Here is a 24387-nt window from a genome sequence, read left to right as displayed (position 1 = left end):
GATCAGACGGTCGACGACGCGGAGTCCGACCCTCCCCCGCCGGGCTCCGACCCGCCGTCTCCCTCGTCCGGTCCAGCCTCTCTCTCGTCCGGCTCAGCGTCTTCCTCGGTCGGATCCACGTACCGGTAGGCGGCGTACACGCAGCCGAGCGCGAGTGCGGTTCCGAAGACTACGTCCGTGAGCCAGTGGATCCCGAGGTACATCGTCGAGACGACCACGGAGCCGGCGAGCCACCAGGCGATCGGCGTCCACGCGGGGTACTCCTCGCGGGTGAGCGCCGCGAAGGCCGCGACCGTCACCGACAGGGAGGTGTGAAGTGAGGGAAACACGTTCGTCTCGACGTTCACCTCCCCGGTGAGCGTCTGGAAGTTCGGGTTGAACGTGTACAGAAGCGAGGTCACGAGGTCCGGCATCACGTTTCGCGGGCCGTACGCCAACACGACGGTGTACAACACGAGTCCGATCGCGTAGTTGAGCGTGTACGCCACGATCAGTCGCTTCAACGTCGTCGGCTTCGGAAGCGCCGCGTACGCGAGAAACGGGAACACGAGCAGGAACGCGTACCCGAACACGTAGATGGAGGAGAAGTACAGCGTCAGCCGCGGGCTCTGGAAGGTCCCCTGGAGCCATGCGACGAACCCGCCCTCGAGCGCGAGGATGGCGCCGGTCAGCCGGAGACCGAACACCTCGGAGACCGACTGAAGCGCGGGACGGCCGACCCCGCTCACGGCGAGCACGACGAGCAGGGCGGCGACCTCGCGACGCGACTCGCGGAGGTGCGGAACGAGGTTCTCACCGATCCCGTACAGTCGCCGCGGGCCGACGATCGCGACCCCCGCCACGAGACACATCGCGGTCACCCAGAACAGGACGCTCGTGAGGATCGAGAGGAGCGGACTCATTGCTCCCGCGCCAGAAGTCTGTCGGACTCGTCGAACCGATAGCCGATATCGCGGAGCGACTCGCGCGTCGCTTCCACGTCGACCGACCCGTCCGTCCCGTGGAACGGGTACACCGGGTCCTCGCCGCGCTCGTCGTCCCAACGGAGGTCCTCGGGGACCCACTCGGGCGACGCCGCGAGCGGGTTGCCGGCCGGCTGTGCGTACCCGGCGAAGGCGTCATCGACGAGCGTCGCCTTGTCCACGAGCGACGCGACGATCCCACGGAACCGCGGGTTCGAAAGCGGGGCGCGCCGCGCGTTGTATCCCACGTAGTAGAACGCGGCCGACCGCGTGCTCACGAGACGGACGCCGCTCTCTCGACCGATCCGCGGAACCGAATCCGGACCCAAATTCGAGACCGTTCCGTCGGCGTGGCCGTCGGCGACCCACTGTACCGCCTCCACGTCCGACCCGACGACCGCCACCTCGAGCCGATCGAACGACGGCTTCCCCCGGTACGCGTCCGGGATCGAACCCCACCCTTCGTCCTCGGCCGTCGATCCGCCCGAGTTCCCATCGTCCCCGTCGGCCGATCCGGCGCGAGCGAGGAAGTGGTCGGGGTTCCGCTCGAAGACGACCCGCTCTCCGGGGGTCGCCTCGACGAAGCGCATGGGGCCGCTCCCCACGGGCTCCTCGTTGGGAATGACGAGGGCCTCCGTGGTCTCGAGGTCGAACTCGAACCCGCCGACCGTCGCCGTCTCGGCCCGATCGCTCCAGACGTGTTGCGGAAGTATCGGTACCTGTAAGGCTCGTTTTGTCACTTCCGCACCGGTCTCCCCGATCCGCAGTCTGACGGTCGAGTCGTCGACCACGGTCGTCGACTCCACGATCGACCCGCGTCCGCGGAACTGCGAGGCGGGGACCGGCGTCTCGGCGTTCCCCATCGAGGTGTCCCGGAGGAAGCCGTACGTGAACGCGACGTCGTCCGCGGTCAGCGGCTCCCCGTCGTGCCACGTCGACGACCGTAGCTCGATCTCGAGCGTCTCCGGATCGTGCCACTCCCAGCTGCGAGCGAGCCACGGGACCACGGTCCCGTCGTCGACGACCGTGAGCCGATCGTACAACAGCGACATGAACGTCCCGTATCGCCGGTACTCCGCCGCGATCGGGTTCCAGTTCTCGGAGATTCGCCCGTCGGTCGTCACGAGGCGGAGGGTGACCGGATCCTCGTCGTCTTCGGCGTCGACGTACTCCATGCGGAAAAGCCCGGTCGCGGAGACGGGGGGACCCGTCTCCCAGCCGACGAATCGATCCGCCCGCGTCGCCGCGAGCGCGTCCGGGAAGGCGACGACGGTGAACGGCTGTTTCTCACACACGTCGGTGAGGAGTTCCGCGACGGCGTCGTCTCGGTCGGATCCGTCCGCGATCCGCTGCGCCTCGAGATGCTCGTCGGTCTCCAAGTTGGTGAATCCGAACGGGTTCTGCCATCCCGCCTCGGCGGCGAACCCGGAGTAAACGAGTCCGTATAGTGCGTCCGGATCGAAGGGGAGCACCTCCGTGTACTGTCCAACGAACACGTCGAAGTCGTGATTGAGAAGCACCGTCCGGTGGAGGTCGGTCCCGTTCATCGTCTCGACCCGTGCGTCGACGCCAACGGCGGACAGGTTCTCCGCGAGCGCCCGTGCGATCCGGATCCCGTTCGGGTCCTCGTCGGCGGGGGTCGTCCGGATCTCCAGTACGAGCTGTGAGGACCCATCCCGTCCGGCGATGTTTCGTGCGCGACCGACACAGCCGGCACTCCCGACAGCGAGGCCGATACCCGCGAGCGCCTCACGACGACTGATCGGTCCCGTCATTTCCCAGGCTGACTCGTCCCCGAAACTATATCAGTTCTATGGTGTCTCCTCGCCCCCCGTCTCCCGAGTTTGCCCGTCGGGGAGCTCCCGTCCGACATCTCAGATCACGTCCGCGAGCGGGAGGCTCAGTCCGACGATCCACGCGACCACGCCGGCGGCGAGGACTGGCCGGTCCTCCGCGGCGCGTCCCACCGCGACCAGTCCGAGCGCGACGAGGACCGCCACGCGGTGGACGATGAGGCCCGGCGGTACCGCCACCCCGACGGCGGCGAAATCGAGGAGGAATCCCGTCCCGAGACCCAACACGACCCCGAGGAACGCCACCGTCGGGTCCGCCCGTTCGCTCCCGACGACGACGAGCGTCGGGAGTCCGACGGCGATCACGAGATACAGCGGCGCGGCGATCGCCTTCGGCGGGAGGGCGGGATACGCCGTCTCCACCGCGACCCCCACGTATCGGATCGAGACGAAGACCGCCGCGAGCGTCACTGCCAGGGCCAGCGCGGCGCCGTGTCGGCAACCCTCCCGACGGAGGCGGCGTACCGCCTCCCACGTCGCCTCGCGAGTCCGTCGTCGCAGGAGCGCGCCGGCCATCGGGAGGAGGACCGCGACCTCGATCACGGAGAGCCACCCGTCGCTCCAGCCCCCCTCGATCCCCCGGTACTCCCGGCTCACCTCCGCGGCGGTCGGGTTGTCGATGAACTCGTCCTCGAGCCGAGCCGCCGGATCGTCGATGTCGGAGACGGTGTGACGGAGGCGGAACCAGTCGTAGTACTCCCCGTGGATCTGTACCGCCGTGTACTCCCCGTCCGGTGACTCGTAGGCACGGATGTGATCGCGCGTACCGAGGTAGGTCCCGTCGTGGATCTCGAACGTGACCGCCTTCCAGACGCCGCCGTCCGATCCCCTGAAATACGAGTACCGCTCCGACCCGCTGGCGCTCTCCCAGTTCCCTTCCACGAGGTCACGAACCGGGTCCGTCCCGTTCTCGTCGTCGACGGGCTCGGTCAGCGCCGTCCCGTTGTCGCCTCCCGTCCTGTCGCCGAACTCGTCGGTCTCCTCGGCCGCCGCGGTCTCTCGCCAGTCGGCGTCCGGGTCCGCGGTGAGCGTGCGCTCGACCGTCTCGGCGTCGTTCTGAAACACGACGTTTATCGCGAGGGTTTGCCCGTAGACGGATCGGCTTCGACTCGTGTACGGCCACAGCTCGTAGTCGCCTTCGACCTCGATGAGGGACTCTTGGGGGACCTCGCCGGGCTCCGGCCGCTCGGCGGTCCCGCCGAGTAATCCCGAGAGGATCAGTCCCGCTCCGACCACGAGGAGCAGGGCGACGGCGACCGTCTTCCGATCCATGGCCAACTCGCACGCTTTCAACGCATATAACCTCCCCGGCTACCACGTCTCGACGTAGCCGTCCCGTACGTCCTCCGCACACCCCTCGCAGTCGGCGTGTCCCGACTCGAAACAGGCCGGTCTCCCCTCGGCGTCGACGGTCACCGACCGCCTTTCGGCGTATCGTCGGCAGACGATCCGCGCGCGCCCCTCGTCGTCGGTCGGCAGGTCGTACCGCTCCGCGCCGGCGTTCTCGCGGTCGGGACCCGTTCTTCCCTCCGCGTACGCCCGCTTGGCCTCCTCGAACTGCCGGCCGGCCTTCCGGAGCTGCTGGCGGATCACTCGTTCGAGCCGGTCGTCCATACCGTCGGTTTCGACCGCCCGGAGTATAGGTCCGTTGCCGACGGGTCGGCCGAGAGCGCCCCCGTGAACCCCTGTGACCGCTCCCCGTTCGCGAACGTGAACGTCACCCGTTCGCGAACTCCCATCCGTGTGAACGTTCCACTCGAAACGCAGCCCGCGCGTGACCGACGCGCGTCAGACGCCCAGCCATCGATCGTCCACGATCGGTCGACTCGAGCCGCGCTCGGCCGTTCGAGCGTCACTTTCACCGCGGTCACCGTCGTTTTAATATCATGAGGAACCAACCGTCGTACGCCTCCCATTGAAACACGACCGGAGGCGAGACACCCATGAGCGAACTGCGACAGGAAGCGGAGGCGATAGCGGAACAGTTCTCGGACCACCTCGAGGTGGGTCCCGACGAGGTCGAAGAGCGGCTCGAAAACCTGGTCAACGAGTACCGCGTACCGCTCGAGGAGGCGCGCCGAAGCGTCACCAACAGCTACCTCGACGACGCCGGGATGGAGCGCGACGAGCTCGGCCGGGGCGGCACCGAGCGGGTCCGGGTGAACGACATCGACGAGGACGAGCGGTGGGTCGACCTGCGCGTGAAGCTCGTCGACCTCTGGGAGCCCAGAAGCGACTCCATCTCGCAGGTCGGGCTCGTCGGCGACGAGTCGGGCACGATCAAGTTCGTCGCCTTCGAGACCTCCGATCTCCCCGAGCTGGAGGAGGGGACCTCCTACGAGCTCTCCAACGTCGTCACCGACGAGTACGAGGGGAGCTACTCGGTGAAGCTCAACCGGACGACACAGATTACGGAGATCGACGAGGAGATCGAGGTCGGCGACAACGCCGAGACCGTCGAGGGGGCCCTCGTCGACATCCAGTCCGGCTCCGGGCTGATAAAGCGCTGCCCCGAGGAGGACTGTACCCGCGTCCTCCAGAACGGGCGGTGCTCGGAACACGGTCAGGTCGACGGCGAGTTCGACCTGCGCATCAAGGGCGTCCTCGACGACGGCGAGACCGTCACCGAGGTGATCTTCGACCGCGAGGCCACGGAGGAGCTCACCGGGATGGGCCTCGAGGAGGCCAAGGACATGGCGATGGACGCGCTCGACACGACCGTCGTCGCCGAGGAGATGGCCGAGGACGTGCTCGGCCGCTACTACCGCGTCACCGGGCCGACGTTCGGCCGGTACGTCCTGGTCGACGAGATGGAGGAACCCGGTGCCGTCGACGTCGAGAGCGCGCTGATCGAAGCGAGGTCGATCTGAAATGAGCCAGTCAACCCCCACCCGAGAGGTCGCCCGGCGCGTGTTCGCGAGCGAGTTCAACGACGCCGGCTACACGTTCAAGGAGTCCGACGACGAGCGCGCGCCCGTCTACCTGCTGTTGCCGACGGGGGAGTCCGCCAACCGCGTCTTCTTCGTCGGCACTCTCACCGAGAAGGAGGACGTCGGCGAGGACTCGGAGTACTGGCGGGGCCGGGTCGTCGACCCCACCGGGACGTTCTTCGTCTACGCCGGCCAGTACCAGCCCGAGGCCGCCTCGAAGCTCCGAGACCTGGAGCCGCCCGCGTACGTCGCGGTCGTCGGCAAGCCCCGGACGTACGAGACCGACGACGGGACGGTCCGCGTCTCGGTCCGCCCGGAGTCGATCACGGAGGTCGACGCGACCGTCCGCGACCGCTGGGTCGCCGAGACGGCCGAGCGAACGATCGAGCGCGTGGCCGCCTTCGACGACGAGGGCAACGAGTACGCGCGGATGGCCCGCGAGGAGTACGACCTCGACCCCGAGACGTACAAGGCGGCGGCGCTGTCTGCGCTCGAGGACCTCGACGACGCCGACGAACTCGCCGACGACGGGGACGACGACCCCGCCGCGGACGGGTCAACCGCGGGAGACGGCGCGGTCGAGGATGCGGAAGCGCCCGACGCGACCGGGACCTGATCGCCTGGCACGTCCGGGATCCGACGCCGCCCCGACGGTTCGTTTTTCCGAACCGGCGCGACCGGACGTCTGCCACCGTCTGACAAATGTTTAAGTAGTCCGCGCGACGATCGGGGCGTGATGGGCAACAAGAACAAGACGATCTCGTTCCGCGTCAACGAGGACGCCTTCGAGACCCTCCGAGACATCGCCGAGGAGCGGGACATCTCGCTTTCGGCCGTCTTCCGGGACTACGTGGATACGCTCGTTGCCCACGACGGACAGGTCCGCGTCATTCCCGAGGCGGAGCTCGAGAGCATGGGCGACAGCGGCGAGTCGTTCCCCCCGAAGATCGAGGTCCCCAAGAGCTTCGTCCGGGAGCACGAACGGCTGGAGCTCGAGGCCGACCACCTCCGCGAGCAGCTCGAGGAGCACAAACGCTACGTCAACTACCTCCGCGAGCAGCTCGAGGACGAGGACGAGGACGTGATCCAACTCGAGGACCTCGACGGCGAGCCGGACGAGCCCTCCTTCCGACTCGGATAGTCGCCCGGCCGTTCGGTCCTCCTCGCCGAGCCGTAGGGTTCCCTTCCGGTCCTTGAGAGCCTACGTTTCGGACGTGTTTCCGTCCGAAACGCCCGTTCGCCACGGAGCGGTCTCGATCGAGTGGAGACCGTCGCTGGCGCGGTGACCACCGCCAAAGCCCCAGCCGCGGGGCGCTACGCGCCTCCCGCAGCCGGCGGCAACACCCCCGGCGGCTGCCCCGTTGAGTCCCGCTCCCACAGCACCACCGGAAGACGGTCCTGCTCGCTCGCTGCGCGGGCTGCGACTCCCGTGCTCCCGCTCGTTGCGCTCGCGGGAACGCACCCGCACCTCACGCCTCCCCAGCCTCGCTGCTCGCGGCTCGCGGCTTCGCCGCTCGCTTATCGAGGGACTCACTCCGTTCGTCCCTCGCCCCGCTCGCAGCGTCCCTCGCGTGTGCGACTCGCGGCCTCCGGCCGCTCGTCGGCACGCGCCACCGCACCGACGACGCTCGCACCCGACCGTCCCGTCGCCCGCGAAACCATCACGTTTGTTCGAGATATTCATCGAACGCGGCGATCCGACGAAAAGGATTCCACTTCTCCGTCCGATTATCTATATATCATCAGTTAGGGCCTATTCTGGTGAACGAACCGTCATCTCATCGGCGAGATTCCTGCCCATCGTAAACCCACCGACGAAAAGGATATTACCCAGGCGTCGGACTGTACTCCCATGACGAGGTGTCCCCGACCGTGAACGTGTTCGACAGGGCGTACGACGACCCCGTTCGCGTCCTCGACGAGGACGGCACGGTCGTCGGCGACGTGCCCGACCTCGACGAGGACGCGCTCGTCGGGATCTACCGCGACATGCGGCTCGCCCGGCACTTCGACGGGCGGGCGGTGAGTCTCCAACGGCAGGGGCGGATGGGGACGTACCCGCCGCTGTCGGGTCAGGAGGGCGCACAGATCGGGTCGGCGACCGCGCTCGCCGAGGACGACTGGATCGTTCCCTCCTACCGCGAGCACGGCGCGGCGTTCGTCCACGGGCTTCCGCCGGAGAAGACGCTGCTCTACTGGATGGGCCACGGCGACGGCGCGCGCGCGCCCGACGACGTCAACGTCTTCCCGATCGCGGTGCCGATCGCCTCGCACGTCCCCCACGCGGTCGGCGGGGCGTGGGCCTCGAAGCTGCGGGGCGAGGACGACGTCTTCGTCTGTTACTTCGGCGACGGCGCGACGAGCGAGGGCGACTTCCACGAGGCCTGTAACTTCGCGGGCGTCTTCGACACGCCGACCCTCCTCTTCTGTAACAACAACCAGTGGGCGATCTCCGTCCCGCGCGAGCGGCAGACGCGGAGCGCGACGCTGGCGGGGAAGGCCGAGGCGTACGGCTTCGACGGCGTCCAGGTCGACGGGATGGACCCGCTCGCGGTGTACGCGGTCACGGCGGCGGCCCTCGAGAAGGCGCGGAATCCTCCCGAGAGCCGGCTCCGCCCGACGCTGATCGAGGCGGTCCAGTACCGCTTCGGCGCGCACACCACCGCCGACGATCCCACCGTCTACCGCGACGACGACGAGGTCGAGCGGTGGCGGCGCAAGGACCCGATCCCGCGGCTGGAGCGGTACCTCCGCGCCGAGGGGATCCTCGATGACGACCGGGTCGACGCGATCGAAGCCGAGGTCGAGACGCGCGTCGCCGACGCCATCGAGGCGGCGGAGTCGGCCCCCAGACCGGAGCCGCGGGCGCTGTTCGAGCACGCCTACGCCGAGCTCCCGACCGAACTGGAGGCGCAGCACGCGGAGCTCACGGCGCTCCGCGAGGAACGCGGCGACGCGGCCTTCCTGGGTGAATAAATGAGCGACACGCAGAACCTCACGCTGGTACAGGCGGTACGGGACGGACTCCACACCGAACTCCGCGCGGACGACGACGTCGTCGTGATGGGCCAGGACGTCGGGAAGAACGGCGGCGTCTTCCGCGCGACAGAGGGGCTCCACGAGGAGTTCGGCGGCGACCGCGTCGTCGACACGCCCCTCGCGGAGTCCGCCATCGTCGGCTGCGCGGTCGGGATGGCCGCCATGGGGATGCGGCCGGTCCCAGAGATCCAGTTCTCGGGGTTCATGTATCCCGGCTACGACCAGATCGTCTCGCACATGGCCCGGTTCCGGGCCCGCTCGCGGGGCCGGTTCACGCTGCCGATGACCCTCCGGGCGCCGTACGGCGGCGGGATCCGCGCGCCCGAACACCACTCGGAGTCGAAGGAGGCCTTCTACGCCCACGAGGCGGGGCTGAAGGTCGTGATCCCCTCCACCCCGTACGACACGAAGGGACTGCTCGCGGCGTCGATCCGCGATCCCGATCCCGTGATATTCCTCGAGCCGAAGCTGATCTACCGCGCGTTCCGCGAGGAGGTTCCCGAGGAGCCGTACACGGTCCCGATCGGCGAGGCGACGACCAGGCGCGCGGGCGACGACGTCGCCGTCTTCACCTACGGCGCGATGACGCGTCCCACCCTCGAGGCCGCCGAGGCGCTCGCCGAGGACGGCATCGAGTGCGAGGTGCTCGACCTGCGGACGATCTCGCCGCTCGACCGGGAGGCGATCGTCGACGCCTTCGAGCGGACCGGTCGCGCGGCGGTCGTCCACGAGGCCCCGAGAACCGCCGGACTCGCCGCGGAGATCACGGCGATCCTCCAGGAGGAGGCGCTCTTGTACCAGGAGGCCCCCATCGAGCGGATCACCGGGTTCGACGTGCCGTACCCGCTGTACGCGCTCGAGGACTACTACCTCCCGAGCGCGACGCGCATCGAGGAAGGTATCAGGGAGGCCGCGGAGTTCGAGCCATGACGGTCAAGGAGTTCCGGCTGCCGGACGTCGGCGAGGGGGTCGCCGAGGGCGAACTGGTCTCGTGGCTGGTCGCGCCCGGCGACCGCGTCGAGGAGGACCAGCCCGTCGCCGAGGTCGAGACGGACAAGGCGCTCGTGGAGGTCCCCTCCAGCTACGACGGCGTCGTCGAGGAGCTGTTCGTCGAGGAGGGGGAGGTCGTCCCCGTCGGCGACGTCATCATCTCGTTCCGCGTCGGCGGGGCGGACGGAGCGTCGGCCGACGCGGAATCCGGCGATACGAAGCCGACCGACGCGGAACCCGACGACTCGGAGCCGACCTCCGTCGAGGCGGAATCGGGTTCCCCGTCGCGCCGCACGTTCGCCCCGCCGTCGGTCCGTCGGCTGGCGCGCGAGCTCGGCGTCGACCTCTCCGCGGTCGACGGGAGCGGTCCCGGCGGTCGGGTCGACGAGCGCGACGTGCGCGAGCACGCCGACGCCGAGGGATCCGATCCCGACGAGGACGACGCGACCGACCCGAAGCCGGTCGAGATGGACACCGGTGACCGGAAGTCGGCGGTGAGCAAGCGGGGCTCCGCGGAGGGGGCGGGCGCGACGACCGCGGCGGAACCGGGCTCCGGTCCCGAGCCCGCCGGCCGGGATCGGACCCTCTCGACGCCGGCGACCCGGAAACTGGCGAACGACCTGGGCGTCGATCTCGACGACGTGCCCACCGACGAGACGCGCGAGGGCGAGGCGTTCGTCGCGGAGGAGCACGTCCGGGCGTACGCCGAAGCGAGCGCGCGGCCGGACGACGAGGCCGCGCCGCCCGCCGGCGAGGGTGGATCGGGCGTGGAAACGGAGCCGACGCCGGCCGATCCGGCGACCGACGCGCCGGGAGAGACGATCCCGTACCGGGGCGTCCGCCGGACGATCGGCGAGCGCATGGAGCAGTCGAAGTTCACGGCTCCGCACGTCACCCACCACGACACCGCCGAGGTCGACGCGCTCGTTGCCGCCCGCGAGCGGCTGAAACCGAGGGCGGCGGAGGTGGGGGTGAAACTCACCTACCTGCCGTTCGTGATGAAGGCGGTCCTCGCGGGGCTGCGGGAGTACCCGATCCTCAACAGCGAGCTCCGCGAGGAGGCCGAGGAGATCGTCTTGAAAGACGAGTACCACTTCGGCGTCGCGGTCGCGACCGATGCGGGACTGATGGTCCCCGTAATCGAGGACGTCGACGAGAAGGGACTCTTCGAGCTGGCCGCCGAGGTGAGCGACCTCGCGTCGCGGGCGCGCGACCGGTCGCTCGCGCCCGAGGAGCTGCGCGGGAGCACGTTCACGCTGACGAACTTCGGCGCGATCGGCGGGGAGTACGCGACGCCGATCATCAACTACCCCGAGACCGCCGTTCTGGGGCTCGGCGCGGTCGAGAAGCGCCCCGTCGTGCGGGAGCGGTCCGGAGATGGAACGGGTCACGAGGTCGTTCCGGCCTCGACGCTGCCGCTGTCGCTGTCGATCGACCATCGGGTCGTCGACGGCGCGGTCGCCGCCGAGTTCGCGAACGTCGTGATGGACCATCTTGAAGAGCCACTGCTGCTGTTGAACGAGTGATGGTGGTCGGAGACATCTCGACGGGAACGGAGGTACTGGTGATCGGCGCGGGGCCGGGCGGCTACGTCGCCGCGATCCGCGCCGCACAGAAGGGACTCGACGTGACGCTGGTCGAGAAGGACGCCTACGGCGGGGCGTGTCTCAACCGGGGTTGTATCCCCTCGAAGGCGCTCATCACGGCGAGCGGGCTCGCCCACGAGGCGGGCACCGCCGAGGAGATGGGGATCCACGCCGACCCGGCCGTCGACCTCGCGCGCATGATCGAGTGGAAGGAGGGCGTCGTCGACCGGCTCACGGGCGGCGTCGAGAAGCTGTGTAAGGCCAACGGCGTGAACCTGATCGAGGGGGCCGCCTCGTTCGTCGACGACCAGACGGTCCGCGTCGCCCACGGCGGCGACGGGCAGGGGTCGGAGTCGATCGAGTTCGAGCACGCGATCGTCGCCACCGGCTCCCGGCCGGTCGAGATCCCCGGCTTCTCCTTCGCCGACGAGCACGTCTGGAACTCCGCGGCCGCGCTCTCGGCCGAGAGCGTCCCCGACCGCCTCGTCGTCGGCGGCGGCGGCTACATCGGGATGGAGCTCGCGACGGTCTACGCGAAGCTCGGCGCGGACGTCACGGTCGTCGAGATGCTCGAGGACGTCCTCGATCCCTACGAGGACGACGTGAAACGCGTCGTCCGGAAGCGCGCCGAGGATCTGGGAATCGAGTTCAGCTTCGGCGAGGGCGCGACCGGCTGGTCGGAGGCGAGCGACGGCGGCTACCTCGTCCACACGGAGACGGAGGCGGGCGAGGAGTCGACGTACCCCGCCGACAGGGTCCTCGTCGCGGTCGGCCGCGAACCCGTCACCGACGGGCTCGATCTCGAGCGGGCAGGGATCGAGACCGACGATCGGGGGTTCATCGAGACGGACGACCGGACCCGGAGCGCGGTCGAGCACGTCCACGCCGTCGGCGACGTCGCGGGCGAGCCGATGCTCGCGCACGCCGCCTCCAAGGAGGGGATCGTCGCCGCCGAGACGATCGCCGGCGAGCCGGCCGCGCTCGACCAGCGGGCGATCCCCGCCGCCGTCTTCACCGACCCCGAGATCGGAACCGTCGGGATGACCGAGACCGACGCCGAGGAGGCCGGCTTCGACGTCGCGGTCGGCGAGATGCCCTTCAACGCCTCCGGGCGCGCGCTGACGACCGGCCACACCGACGGGTTCGTCCGGATCGTCGCCGACGCGGACGAGGGGTTCGTCCTCGGCGCGCAGATCGTCGGTCCGGAGGCTTCGGAGCTGATCGCGGAGGTCGGGCTCGCGATCGAGATGGGGGCGACGCTCGAGGACGTCGCCGCGACGGTTCACACCCACCCGACGCTCTCGGAGGCCGTGATGGAGGCCGCCGAGAACGCGCAGGGGCAGGCGATCCACACGCTGAACCGGTAGGCGCGCTCTCTTCGGCCCGAACTGTCCGGCTCACCCGTCCGCCGCCGTGAGCGTCGCGCGTCGACGAACGTCGAACCGTCCCCCGACGGACGCGCTCGTCGAGCGTCGTCCCGCAAAACTGCGGGAGACGACCGCGTCACCCGGAGGGAACCCAAATGCTATGTGGGAATCGAGCGAACTCCGGGAACGACGAACGAATGAGTTCTCTCTCACTCCTCTCCGCTTCGAGCGCCGGATGGCCCCTACAGCCGCTCCCCGGATCGCTTCCGCTCTCGATCGACGTGCTCGTCGTGTTGGCACTCATCGCCACCGTCTTCGTCCTCTTCGTTACCCAGCCGGTTCCGATCGACGCCACTGCGGTCGGGCTCGTCGTCGCGCTCGTCCTCCTCGGCGAGTGGACCGGCGTGTCTCCGGAGCAGGGCGTCTCCGGGTTCTCGAACCCCGCGACGCTCACCGTGCTGGCGATGTTCGTGCTGAGCGAGGGCGTCCGACGGACCGGCGTCATCCAGATCCTCACGCGGAAACTGATCGCGTTCGCCGGGGACGACGAGTTCCGGCAGCTGCTCGCCACCGTCACGCTCTCCGGGCCGCCGGGCGGGGTCGTCAGCAACGTCTCGGTCGTCGCCGTGTTGATCCCCGCCATAATGAACCTCGCTCGGCAAACGAAGACGTCGCCCTCGAAGCTCCTGATCCCGCTGTCGTTCGCCTCGATGCTGGGCGGCATGCTCACCGTCGTCGGGACGATAACGAACCTCCTGGCGAGCGAGGTGTGGGTTCAGGTGGGCGGCCCCGACGCGCGGCCGTTCTCGCTGCTCGAGTTCACGCACCTGGGGGCCGTCGTCCTGCTCGTGGGGATCGTGTATCTGCTCACCGTCGGTCGATACCTCACTCCGGTCCGGATCGAGCCGGCGGAGTCGCCCACCGACGCGTTCGGCATGACCGACTATCTCACCGACGTCGTCGTCATGGAGGACTCGCCGCTCGTCGGTTCTCGGGTCGAGGAACTGAGCGGGCAGGACCTCGATCTCGACGTGTTCCAGATCGTTCGTGGCGACCGAACGCTCGCCCACGGACTCGGATCGGAACGGATCCGGGCCGGCGACGTCCTCTCCGTCAGGGCCGATCAGGAAACCCTCCAGGAGGTCATCGAACACGACCACCTCCGGCTGTTGCCGGAGGTCATGGAGGCGGCCGCGGAGGACGACGCGTCCCTCCCGCCCGGCTTCTCACCGCGGCGTCACGGCTGGGAGCCGCCCGACGCGGAGGCCAGCGACTCTCTCGCAGAGAGCGAGGCGTCTAGCGAAGACACGGAAGAGGACGGTGACGAGACGGACGAGGAGCCCCCCGACGAGGAGATCGAACTCACCGAAGTCGTGTTGTTGCCCGGCCCCTGGTCGAGTCGGCGCAGCGGTGTCGCGGACTTCGAGCGCGACTACGACGTGACGGTTCTGGCGATCCGGCGCGGCGACGAGGTGATCCGTCAGCGTCTCCGGGAGGTCCGTTTACGGGCCGGCGACGTCATCCTCGTCCAGGCGTCCGACCAGGTGCTCGATCGCATCGCGAGGGACACGAACGTCGCCATCGCGGGCGAGGACGGGTGGGAAGAGTTCGACCGGTCGAAGATCCCCATCGCGTTGGGGATCCTCGCCGGCGCCCTCGGACTCGCAGCACTCGACGTCCTCACGCTCATGGTGAGTGCGCTGACGGGCGTCGCGGCGATGTTCTTTACGGGCATCCTGACGCCCGAGGAAGCGTACGACGCCATCGACTGGCAGGTGATCTTCATGGTGGCGGGCGTCATCCCGCTCGGCATCGCGGTCGAGGCCTCCGGGACGGCGGACGTCATCGCCGACGTCATCGTCTCCGTGGGCGTCCTCCTCCCCGTGATCGCGGTCCTCGGACTGTTCTATCTGGGGACGGCGCTGATCACGGAGATGGTCAGTAACTCGGCCAGCGTGGTGTTGATGTTGCCGGTCGGCGTCGAGGTCGCCGGACAGCTCGGCGCCAATCCGTTCGCGTTCGCGATGGCCGTGACCTTCGCGGCCAGCACCCCGCTACTGACGCCCGTCGGTTACCAGACGAACCTGATGGTCTACGGACCGGGCGGGTACAAGTTCACCGACTTCGCACGCGTCGGCGCACCCTTACAACTGATACTGACGATCGTCACGACCGTCGGCATCACGGTTTTCTGGGGGCTGTGACTACGTGTCGAACCGGATCAAGGCGGTTGTTGAGTCGTGACGTATCGGATCTGAACGTCGACGTTACGTCCCGCGGCCTGATCGACTTGGGCGTCCAACCGTTCGCCGAGTTCGGGAGGGATATCCCCCGGAGGCGCTCCGATCTGGATGGTTACTTGCGAGGGTTCCTGAGCGAGAAGGTTTTCCGAGTACTCGAACTCGACGTCCAGGAGGATGAACTCCGAATACGCCGGTTCGTCGAGGGTCGTCTCGACCTCGTTCTGGATCGATTGCTCCGCAGTCGCGGTCTGAAACGACGAAAACGTGACCGCGCCGAGGAAGGCGGACAACAGGAGGATACTGAGCAGGAGCACGCCGACTCGCTTGAGAAACGTCTGCCGGGTCTGTTCGACGTTGATCCACCGGACCGGCCGATATCCCATGTACCACAACATGACGAGTGCGGCGAGGTTGATTGAGAGGACGTTGACGAGGAGCAGGACTCCCGAGCCGAGAACCAACGCCGGCGTCCCCCACGCGAGACCGATGCCGACCGTCGCGGCCGGCGGGATGAGGGCGACCGCGATCATGACGCCGACCAGCGCCGAAGAGAGCCCGGACGCGAGGCTGATCACTCCCGCGACGCCCGAGCCGAGGGCGACGACGAGCGAAAGCACGTCCGGGCGAAACCGTTCACGGATCTGCGGGATCGCCAGGATATCCAATCCGGGCGGGACGAGGTTTCCGCGCTTGACGGCGAACGCGAAGAGGGCCGCACTGACGATCGAGAGAACGAGCCCGAACACCTGAAGCTTGATGCCGTCTCGGAAGAGCGAGCGGTCGCGAAACACCGTCCCGACGCTCGCAGCCATTGCGGGGCCGATCAGGGGCGCGATCACCATCGATCCGACGACGACGGCCGCGGAATCGAGGAGCAGACCGGCCGTTGCGATGATCGCGCTGACGATTGTCATGCCGGCGTATACGGGGATCGACGCGGGGACGAGGTTCTCGGCCGCGCTCTGTAGCTCCTCGCGGGCGATCTGCTCCGGACTGTCGTCGTCTTCCGTGAACCGCTCCGCGAGCCGGTCGTAATCGCGTGAGACGACGGTTTGCGTCTCGACCGTCACCGTGATCGCATCGTCGTTTACCCCGTTCTCCCGGAGCCGGTCAAGGATGGGCTCGACGGCGTTCGTCGGGAGCGGAAAGTGAACGGCACAGGCGTATTCGCGGCTGCTCGTCTCGTCGGTGAGGGTGTAATTGATTCCTTCGTCCGTCAGAACGTCGAGAACGGCGTCCCGTTTCCCTACCGGGACGGTCACGAAAACGAGCCGAGCCATGGATACCACGACTCGCCCGTACAGGATAAATGGTTTCGTGTCCGGAAAAATCCAGTCGTGGCCGATCGAACGGAATGCGAGTGACGAACTCCTCTCGGGAGCGAGTCGACGAAACCCGCGGAACGGTCGAGGGTCGATCCGGATTCCCCCGACGGTCGACGGCGGCAAACGCGGTCTACAGCCGTGATGACGTCGAATCTTTTTGTCACTGCTCGATGAACTCGCAGTCGTGAATCTCAGCAAGGGGTTCGTTCTCGCCCTCATCGTCGCTCTCCTCCTGTTGTCGGTCCTACTGATCCGGCCGTTTCTCCAGTACGTCCTCGGTGCCGTCCTCCTCGCCTACGTGCTCTACCCGCTACAGATCCGTCTCGAAGCGTACGTATCGCCGATGGTAGCCGCACTCTCGCTCGTCGCCCTGGCGGTCGCCGGATTCGTCGCACCGTTCGTCGTCGTCCTCGCGACCGTCGTGGACAGCGCCGACCGGATCCTTCGCGACGTCGACGCTGACACGGTACAGATCGCGGTGGTCGAATCCCGGATCGGGGAGCTCACCGGACTGGAGGTCGACATCGTGGGCGAGATCGTCACCTCGGGACGGGAGATCGGGACGATCGTATTCGAACGGTCGACCCAGGCGTTCGGTACGATCACCTTCCACCTCATCGGGATCGCGTTGGCGCTCTTTCTCGTCTACTACCTCCTCAAGGACGGTGACGACTTGGTCGACTGGATCCACCGAACGGTCCCCCTTCCGGCGGATACCCAGCGCGACCTCTACGCCGAGATCAACGACGTGATGTGGGGCGTTCTCTTCGGACACGTCTTCGTCGCCGTCGTCCAGGGGGTCGTCGCCGGAGTCGGACTCGTCGCTACCGGCGTTCCCAACGCGCCGTTCTGGACGGCCGTTATGGTCGTTCTCGCCATGGTTCCGCTCGTCGGTGCGATCCCCGTCTGGGGCGGGGCGGTGGTCTACCTGTACCTCACGGGCGAACCGTTGCTCGCCGTCGGACTGTTCGCCTACAGCGTCATCGTGGTCGGGCTCACCGACGACTATCTCCGTCCGTTCGCCGTCGACAGATACGCGAAGCTCAATCCCGCCGTCATCCTCCTCGGTATTCTCGGAGGAGCGTACGCGTTCGGGATCATGGGGCTGTTCTTCGGCCCCGTCGTTCTCGGAGCACTCAAAGCCGCTCTCCGCGTCGGGTTGGACGACTGGCCCCGGCTCGACCGGAGCGACGCCTGAACGACCGTTCGTGGTCGATCGCACGACCGCCGAGTCGTGTCCCCGACCTCGGGGTGTCGAATCGGCGCCGAACCTTCCGGTCTCGCCGGGGAGACTTCGGGCGAGGCACCGATCGCCGTAGGGCGGGGGATCGTCACGTCTCGGGCAGGCACGAGAAACGGGAACCTCCGGGACCTGATTCGGAACGCCCTCACCGTGGGTTGGTCGACGGGATCCTATTTAATATCGCGAAATATGATTCATATTCGGCTCGGCCTCGAGATCCCTCGGAACGGTCGTACGCCGACACGTCGGTCGATCACGTCGGCGTTCGGGGTCGCCCCCGGCGGATCGACCGGCTTTTTCCCCGGCGGTCCCTGGATCTCGACATGGCCGACGAGTTCGACCCCGAGAAGTTCGAGGACAAGTACGTCCACTACTTCCCCGAACTCCAGCGGGCGTACAAGAACGCGTTCAACCAAATGAACGAGCGTTACGACTCCGAGCTTATCCACGGGATCGACCAGATGGTGCTCAACGAATCCGAGCCGACCTACGAGGACGGCGAGTTCCGCGTCGAACTCCCGGAAAACCCCCGCGAGCGGCTCCAGGGCGTCCTCGTCGACGACGAGACGTTCGAGGCGACGCTCGAGGAGTACGTCGACCGGATCGAGACGGAGCTCTACCGGACGCTGGGCGTCGACGCCCCCGAATAGCCCGGAGATCCCCCCCGAACCAAAGGCATAAGCCGACCGACCGCCAACTCGGAGCCATGAGCACGGATACGAGCGACGCGGACAACGACCTCCGCGAGCGGATCACGAACTTCCTGCGGCGCAACTTCCCGCAGATCCAGATGCACGGCGGGAGCGCCGCGATCAGCCACCTCGACCGCGAGAGCGGCGAGGTCCAGATCCAGCTCGGCGGAGCGTGTTCGGGCTGTGGCATCTCCCCGATGACGATCCAGGCGATCAAGTCCCGGATGGTCAAGGAGATCCCCGAGATCGAGACCGTTCACGCCGACACGGGCATGGGTGCGGGCGCCGACGGCGACCTCGGCAGCACCGGCGGCGGCATGTCCCCCTCCTTCCCCGGCGAGACGACCGACGGCGACGACGACGAGGGGCCGCAGGCCCCCTTCTGAGTCTCGGCGGTCGAACCGTTTTCTCGCGTTTTCTCGTCGTACAGCCGATAGCAGCCGCGTTTTTCGAGATCGCTCGTTCGACCCCGGACCCGCCCCCTCGACTCGATACACTTCATATCGCGATATCGAAAGAACGTCCACGCGCTCGCCCAGCCCGACTGAAGGCTTTTTGTCCCGCGGCCCGTCACCGGTTTCTATGCAGTACCGCGAAGTCGAACCGACGGCGGAGTACGTCGCGCGGTTCGAGACGGGGGCCGACTGGCGTGAGGAGATCGAGGACCTCGCCCGCGAGGAGGACGTCGACGCCGGGTGGTTCTCGGCGCTCGGCGCGGTCCAGGACGCGGAGGTCTGGTTCTACGACCAGGAGGAGACGGAGTACCGGTCGGTGACCTTCGACGAGCCGCTCGAGGTCGCCGCCTGCGTCGGCAACGTCTCGCTTCTGGAGGGAGACGCGTTCGCGCACACCCACGCTGTGCTGTCGCGGCCGAGCGGACAGGCGCTCGCCGGCCACCTCGACTCGGCGACCGTCTGGGCAGGCGAGTGTCACCTTCGGGCGTTCGCCGAGCCGCTCGAGCGCGAACACGACCCGGTCACCGACCTGGACCTATGGCTCTGATGTCGGGATCGACGGCTCCGACCCGGCGGCGATGAGGTCGGACGACGAGCGCTACTTCGCGCGGATCGAGGAGCGGCTCGACGAGGCCTTCGAGGTCGCGGAGACGGCGAAGGCACAGGGGAAAGATCCCGAACCGGAGATCGAGATCCCGGTCGCACGCGACATGGCCGACCGCGTCGAGAACATCCTCGGGATCGACGGGGTCGCGGACCGCGTCCGCGAGCTGGAAGGCGAGATGTCCCGCGAGGAGGCCGCCCTCGAGCTCGTCACGGACTTCGTCGAGGGGACCGTCGGCGACTACGACTCCCGCGCCGGCAAGATCGAGGGCGCGGTTCGGACCGCCGTGGCGCTGCTCACCGAGGGGGTCGTCGCCGCGCCGATCGAGGGGATCGACCGCGTCGAGCTGTTACGGAACGACGACGGCACCGAGTTCATCAACGTCTACTACGCGGGCCCGATCCGGTCCGCGGGCGGGACCGCACAGGCGCTCTCGGTCCTGGTGGCCGACTACGCGCGGGCCCTTCTGGGGATCGACGAGTACCACGCGCGGACCGAGGAGGTCGAGCGATACGCCGAGGAGATCGCCCTCTACGACCGCGAAACCGGGCTTCAGTACACGCCGAAGGACGAGGAGGCGAAGTTCATCGCGGAGAACATCCCCATCATGCTCGACGGGGAGGCGACCGGCGACGAGGAGGTCTCCGGCTTCCGCGACCTCGAACGGGTCGACACCAACTCCGCACGCGGCGGGATGTGTCTCGTCGCCGCCGAGGGGATCGCGTTGAAGGCCCCGAAGATCCAGCGGTACACTCGCGACCTCGAGGAGGTCGACTGGCCGTGGCTCCAGGACCTCATCGACGGGACGATCGGGAAGGACGGAGACGGGGGCGAGGACGAGGGCGCGAGCGACGAACGCGAGGGCGACGAACGCGGAGGCGACGACGCGAGCGCGGACGGACGGTCCGACGATGCCAGCCCCGCCGGACCGCCCCGGCCGAAGCCCTCACAGAAGTTCCTGCGGGACCTGATCGCCGGGCGGCCGGTGTTCACGCACCCGTCGGAGGACGGCGGGTTCCGGCTCCGGTACGGCCGCGCGAGAAACCACGGCTTCGCGACCGCGGGCGTGCACCCGGCGACGATGCACCTCGTGGACGACTTCCTCGCGACCGGGACGCAGATAAAGACCGAGCGTCCGGGAAAGGCCGCGGGCGTCGTTCCGGTCGACTCCATCGAGGGCCCGACGGTGAAGCTCGCGAACGGCGAGGTCCGGCGGATCGACGACCCCGAGGAGGCGCTCGCCGTCCGCAACGGCGTGGAGGAGATCCTCGATCTGGGCGAGTACCTCGTCAACTACGGGGAGTTCGTCGAGAACAACCATCCGCTCGTGCCGGCCTCGTACGTCTACGAGTGGTGGGTCCAGGAGTTCGAGGCGGCGGGCGCGGACGTCCAGGCGCTCGACGACGATCCCAACGTCGACCTCGAACACCCGGACCCCGAGGAGGCGCTCGAGTGGGCGGCGTCGTACGACTGCCCGCTCCACCCCGAGTACACCTACCTCTGGCACGACGTGTCGGTCGCCGAGTTCGAGGCGCTCGCCGACGCGGTCGCGGGCGGCGAGATCGTCGAGGGCGTGCTGGCGATCGAACGTACCGATCGGATCGCGAGCGCGCTCGAACGGCTGCTCGTCGAACACGCCGCCACGCCCGATTCGCTCCGGGTCCCGACGTGGCGGCCGCTCGCGCGCTCGCTCGGGGTCGACGACGGGCTCCGGAGGGAGTGGGACGAGCTCCCGGCGGCCGCCCGCGAGTGGGACGGCGGCGACAACGCGGTGCGAGCCGTGAACGCGATCGCGTCATTCGAGGTTCGCGAGCGCGCCCCGGTCCGGATCGGCAACCGGATGGGCCGTCCGGAGAAGTCGGAGAGCCGCGACCTCTCGCCGGCGGTCCACACGCTGTTCCCGATCAACGAGGCCGGCGGCCCGCAGCGCGACGTCGCCGAGGCGGCCCGGACGATGGACGACCGCGGGCGACGCGGCCGCCACGAACTCGAGGTCGCGGATCGCGCGTGTCCCGACTGCGGCACCCACACCTATCGTCCCTCGTGTCCCGACTGTGGCACCCACACCGAGCCCCACTACGAGTGCGGCGACTGCGGCACCGTCTGCGAGCCCGACGAGGCCGGGCGAATCGAGTGCCCGCGCTGTGAGTGGGAGGTCACAGCGGCGACCTACCAGGAGGTCGACCTCAACGACGCCTACCGCTCGGCGCTCGAATCGGTCGGCGAGCGCGAGTCCGCCTTCGAGATCCTCAAAGGGGTCCAGGGGCTCACCTCGACGAACAAGACGCCCGAACCCATCGAGAAGGGGATCTTACGCGCGAAGAACGGCGTCACCTCGTTCAAGGACGGGACGGTCCGGTACGACATGACCGACCTCCCGGTCACGTCGGTCCGCCCCGAGGAGCTCGACGTCACCGCCGACCACTTCCGGGAGCTGGGGTACGAGACCGACATCGACGGCGACCCGCTGCGTCACGACGACCAGCTCGTCGAGCTCAAAGTCCAGGACGTCGTGCTCTCGGACGGCGCGGCCGAACACATGCTACGGACCGCCGACTTCGTCGACGACCTCCTCGCGCAGTTCTACGACCTCCCGCGCTTCTACGAGGTCAACGAGCGCGACGACCTCGTCGGCGAGCTCGTCTTCGGGATGGCCCCGCACACGAGCGCCGCGACCGTCGGCCGGGTCGTGGGGTTCACCTCGGCCGCGGTCGGCTACGCGCATCCGTACTTTCACGCCGCGAAACGTCGGAACTGCTTCCACCCGGAGACGAAGATCTGGTACGAGGACGAGACCGGTCGCCTCCGATACGACGAGATCGAGGCGTTCGTCGAGACGTATCTCGATCGATCCGATGTCGAATTCGACGACTTCGGAACTGCAGTCGGCAAGCTGGAGGACGTCGATGGAGATCTGTACGTTCCCGCCTTGACCGCCGACGGGGATCGAGTCTCTCGTCCGGTGGAAGCGGTCAGTAAACACGAAGCGCCGGATCACCTCGTACGGGTTCGGACTGACTCCGGACGATCGATAACCGTCACCCCGGATCACGGAGTCCACGTGTACGACGTAGAGGAGGACTCGATCGTCGGTGTCGAAGCGCGAGACCTCGATACGACCGACGAGCTGGTCATCCCCGATTCGGTCGGGAACGACGACGGCGATCGGAGTTCACGTCGGTTCGATCTGCTCGCCGAGTTCATTCGATCCGAAGCGGTTCCGACCGACCGCCTCATGATAACAGGGTTGGACAAGGATCGGCTGTACGAACTCTTCGAGGACGCGTTCGCCGACGACTGGGAGGGACGGTTCTACCCGCTCCAGAGTATGACCGAAGTGTTCGAGACGAACAAGAAGACGCTGAGTAACTACCTGTACCGCGAGAGTTTCCCCGCGTCGTATCTTCAGCGGTGTTTCTCCTCGCTCGACGAACTGCTCGAGTTCGTCCCGGAAGACGTGACGCTCGGGATGAAACGTGACCGCACTGAGATCAACCGGATCGTCGAGCTCAACCGGCGCGTCACGACGTTGCTCGGCTACTACGCGGCCGAGGGATTCGCTCGCGAACAGGAGACACCGAAGGGCACCATTCACCAAACGACGATCTGTGGAACCGAGTCGGAAGCGCGAGAGTTCTTCGTCGACGTTCTGCGGGAGGAGTTCGGTGTCGATCCGTACGAAGAGAATCACGCGAAAGTGACCGTCTCCGGTCGCCTGTTGCGTGCGTTCTTCGACTCGGTACTCGATGCCGGTGTGTACGCGCATACGAAACGCGTCCCCGATCAAATATTCGATGCATCTGACGAGGTCGTCGGTGCGTACCTGAGCGGGTACTTCAGCGGCGATGGCAGCGTGGCCAAGGGATCACTTCGCATCACGGCAACCACAATAAGCGAAGAACTTCGTGAGGACCTGATCGGGCTTCTGAGACGACTCGACATCCACGCGAAAATTGACCGACCGAAGCGCGCTCAACTCCAAGATAAGTTCCCGGACTTCTACGATGAGACCGACACTCGTCTCACTTCGCAGGCGTACATCATTGTCATTTCCTCGCGCGAAGCCGTACGCTTCTCCGAGGTGGCCGGATTCCACCTCACCAGAAAGGAGGATCGACTGGAGACGAATGTCTCATCGATCAAACCGGGTACGTCTGTCGCTTCGGACGGTGGATCCGGTGACTACCTACTAGATAGTATTAGAGAGATCGAGTTTGTCGAGAGTGACACCGATCACGTCTACTGTCTCACCGTGGAGGAGACCCATTCGTTAATAGCAAATGATATATCAGCAGATCAATGTGATGGTGACGAGGATTGCGTGATGCTGCTCATGGACGGGCTTCTCAACTTCTCGAAGACGTTTCTGCCGGACCAGCGCGGCGGTCGCATGGACGCGCCGCTCGTGATGTCCTCGCGGATCGACCCCTCGGAGATCGACGACGAGGCGCACAACATGGACGTCGTGCGGCGGTACCCGCTGGCGTTCTACGAGGCGACCCGCGAGATGGCGGATCCGGGGGCGGTCGAAGAGCGGATCCAACTGGGCGAGGACACGCTCGGCACCGACGACGAGTACCGCGGGTTCGACCACACCCACGACACGACCGACATCGCGATGGGGCCGGACCTCTCGGCGTACAAGACGCTCGGCGACATGATGGAGAAGATGGACGCCCAACTGGAGCTGGCCCGGAAGGTCCGCGCGGTCGACGAGACGGACGTGGCGGAACGCGTCATCGAGTACCACTTCCTGCCGGACATCATCGGGAACCTGCGGGCGTTCTCGCGCCAGGAGACGCGGTGTCTCGACTGCGGCGAGAAGTACCGGCGGATGCCCCTCTCGGGCGACTGCCGGGAGTGCGGCGGCCGGGTGAACCTCACCGTCCACGAGGGATCCGTGAGCAAGTACGTCGACACCGCCATCGAGGTCGCGGAGCGGTTCGGCTGCCGGCCCTACACCAAACAGCGGCTGTACGTGCTCGAGGACGCCCTGGAGTCGATCTTCGAAGACGACACCAACAAGCAGTCGGGCATCGCCGACTTCATGTGAGCGGCCGCGGGTCGACGGCGATGTAGCGACGGCGACCCGACTGCG

The 24387-nt window shown here is 67.5% G+C and carries 18 protein-coding genes; 13 read left to right on the top strand and 5 right to left on the bottom strand.

The annotated features are described in order from the left end of the window. Positions 1-2: 2 nt before the first annotated feature. From NO889_RS03315 to NO889_RS03300, 4 genes are all read right to left on the bottom strand, one after another. Complete coding sequence (locus tag NO889_RS03315) at positions 3-902, bottom strand: phosphatase PAP2 family protein (protein ID WP_256410834.1); 900 nt, start codon at positions 900-902, stop codon at positions 3-5. After that, entirely contained in the window at positions 899-2737 is a 1839-nt protein-coding gene (locus NO889_RS03310) for an ABC transporter substrate-binding protein (protein WP_256410833.1), read from the bottom strand. Before NO889_RS03310 ends, NO889_RS03315 begins: the two co-directional genes overlap by 4 nt. A 99-nt stretch (positions 2738-2836) precedes the next feature. After that, positions 2837-4087, bottom strand: a complete 1251-nt coding sequence (locus NO889_RS03305) for a hypothetical protein (protein WP_256410832.1) — start codon at positions 4085-4087, stop codon at positions 2837-2839. Positions 4088-4126: 39 nt separating this feature from the next. Next, positions 4127-4429 carry a DUF7091 family protein gene (locus NO889_RS03300; RefSeq protein WP_256410831.1) on the bottom strand — a complete coding sequence of 101 codons (303 nt, stop codon included), beginning with the start codon at positions 4427-4429 and terminating at the stop codon, positions 4127-4129. Positions 4430-4758: 329 nt separating this feature from the next. Here NO889_RS03300 and NO889_RS03295 point away from each other — a divergent pair, with 329 nt between their 5' ends. The 8 genes from NO889_RS03295 (at position 4759) to NO889_RS03260 (ending at position 14931) form a co-directional block, all read left to right on the top strand. Next, positions 4759-5685, top strand: coding sequence for a replication factor A (locus tag NO889_RS03295; RefSeq protein WP_256410830.1), 927 nt, complete (start codon positions 4759-4761; stop codon positions 5683-5685). 1 nt (position 5686) lies between these two features. Beyond that, a complete protein-coding gene (locus NO889_RS03290; protein WP_256410829.1) occupies positions 5687-6361 on the top strand; it encodes an RPA family protein in 675 nt (224 codons plus the stop codon). A 120-nt stretch (positions 6362-6481) separates the two neighbouring features. Next, a complete protein-coding gene (locus NO889_RS03285) occupies positions 6482-6886 on the top strand; it encodes a DUF8146 domain-containing protein (RefSeq protein WP_066412396.1) in 405 nt (134 codons plus the stop codon). A gap of 731 nt (positions 6887-7617) precedes the next feature. Further along, the gene (pdhA, locus tag NO889_RS03280) at positions 7618-8721 is read left to right on the top strand and encodes a pyruvate dehydrogenase (acetyl-transferring) E1 component subunit alpha (protein WP_256410828.1); all 1104 of its coding nucleotides are present in this window, start codon (positions 7618-7620) and stop codon (positions 8719-8721) included. Then, positions 8722-9714 carry an alpha-ketoacid dehydrogenase subunit beta gene (locus NO889_RS03275; RefSeq protein WP_256410827.1) on the top strand — a complete coding sequence of 331 codons (993 nt, stop codon included), beginning with the start codon at positions 8722-8724 and terminating at the stop codon, positions 9712-9714. Then, positions 9711-11300, top strand: a complete 1590-nt coding sequence (locus tag NO889_RS03270) for a dihydrolipoamide acetyltransferase family protein (RefSeq protein ID WP_256410826.1) — start codon at positions 9711-9713, stop codon at positions 11298-11300. Before NO889_RS03275 ends, NO889_RS03270 begins: the two co-directional genes overlap by 4 nt. After that, positions 11300-12727, top strand: coding sequence for a dihydrolipoyl dehydrogenase (lpdA, locus tag NO889_RS03265; protein ID WP_256410825.1), 1428 nt, complete (start codon positions 11300-11302; stop codon positions 12725-12727). The genes NO889_RS03270 and lpdA overlap by 1 nt, the downstream gene beginning before the upstream one ends. Before the next feature lie 197 nt (positions 12728-12924). After that, positions 12925-14931: an SLC13 family permease gene (locus NO889_RS03260; RefSeq protein WP_256410824.1), complete on the top strand. Its 2007-nt coding sequence runs from the start codon at positions 12925-12927 to the stop codon at positions 14929-14931. A 17-nt stretch (positions 14932-14948) separates the two neighbouring features. Here the strand turns inward: NO889_RS03260 and NO889_RS03255 are convergent, their stop codons facing one another. Next, the gene (locus NO889_RS03255; protein ID WP_256410823.1) at positions 14949-16250 is read right to left on the bottom strand and encodes a TIGR00341 family protein; all 1302 of its coding nucleotides are present in this window, start codon (positions 16248-16250) and stop codon (positions 14949-14951) included. Positions 16251-16479: 229 nt separating this feature from the next. On the opposite strand from NO889_RS03255, the gene NO889_RS03250 reads away from it, so the two are divergent. The 5 genes from NO889_RS03250 (at position 16480) to polC (ending at position 24342) form a co-directional block, all read left to right on the top strand. Next, on the top strand, positions 16480-17493 hold the full coding sequence (locus NO889_RS03250; protein ID WP_256410822.1) for an AI-2E family transporter: 1014 nt from the start codon (positions 16480-16482) through the stop codon (positions 17491-17493). Between the two features lie 368 nt (positions 17494-17861). After that, the gene (locus tag NO889_RS03245; protein ID WP_256410821.1) at positions 17862-18188 is read left to right on the top strand and encodes a DUF5783 family protein; all 327 of its coding nucleotides are present in this window, start codon (positions 17862-17864) and stop codon (positions 18186-18188) included. Between the two features lie 56 nt (positions 18189-18244). Further along, positions 18245-18616, top strand: a complete 372-nt coding sequence (locus NO889_RS03240; protein WP_256410820.1) for a NifU family protein — start codon at positions 18245-18247, stop codon at positions 18614-18616. Between the two features lie 196 nt (positions 18617-18812). After that, a complete protein-coding gene (locus NO889_RS03235; protein WP_256410819.1) occupies positions 18813-19232 on the top strand; it encodes a PPC domain-containing DNA-binding protein in 420 nt (139 codons plus the stop codon). A gap of 31 nt (positions 19233-19263) precedes the next feature. Then, positions 19264-24342 carry a DNA polymerase II large subunit gene (polC, locus tag NO889_RS03230; protein WP_256410818.1) on the top strand — a complete coding sequence of 1693 codons (5079 nt, stop codon included), beginning with the start codon at positions 19264-19266 and terminating at the stop codon, positions 24340-24342. The last annotated feature ends 45 nt before the right edge of the window (positions 24343-24387 follow it).

This window comes from Halorubrum rubrum (assembly GCF_024494685.1).
Taxonomy (GTDB): domain Archaea; phylum Halobacteriota; class Halobacteria; order Halobacteriales; family Haloferacaceae; genus Halorubrum; species Halorubrum rubrum.
Note: the sequence above shows the minus strand (reverse complement) of the source record. Positions and strands in the feature narration are given on the sequence as shown.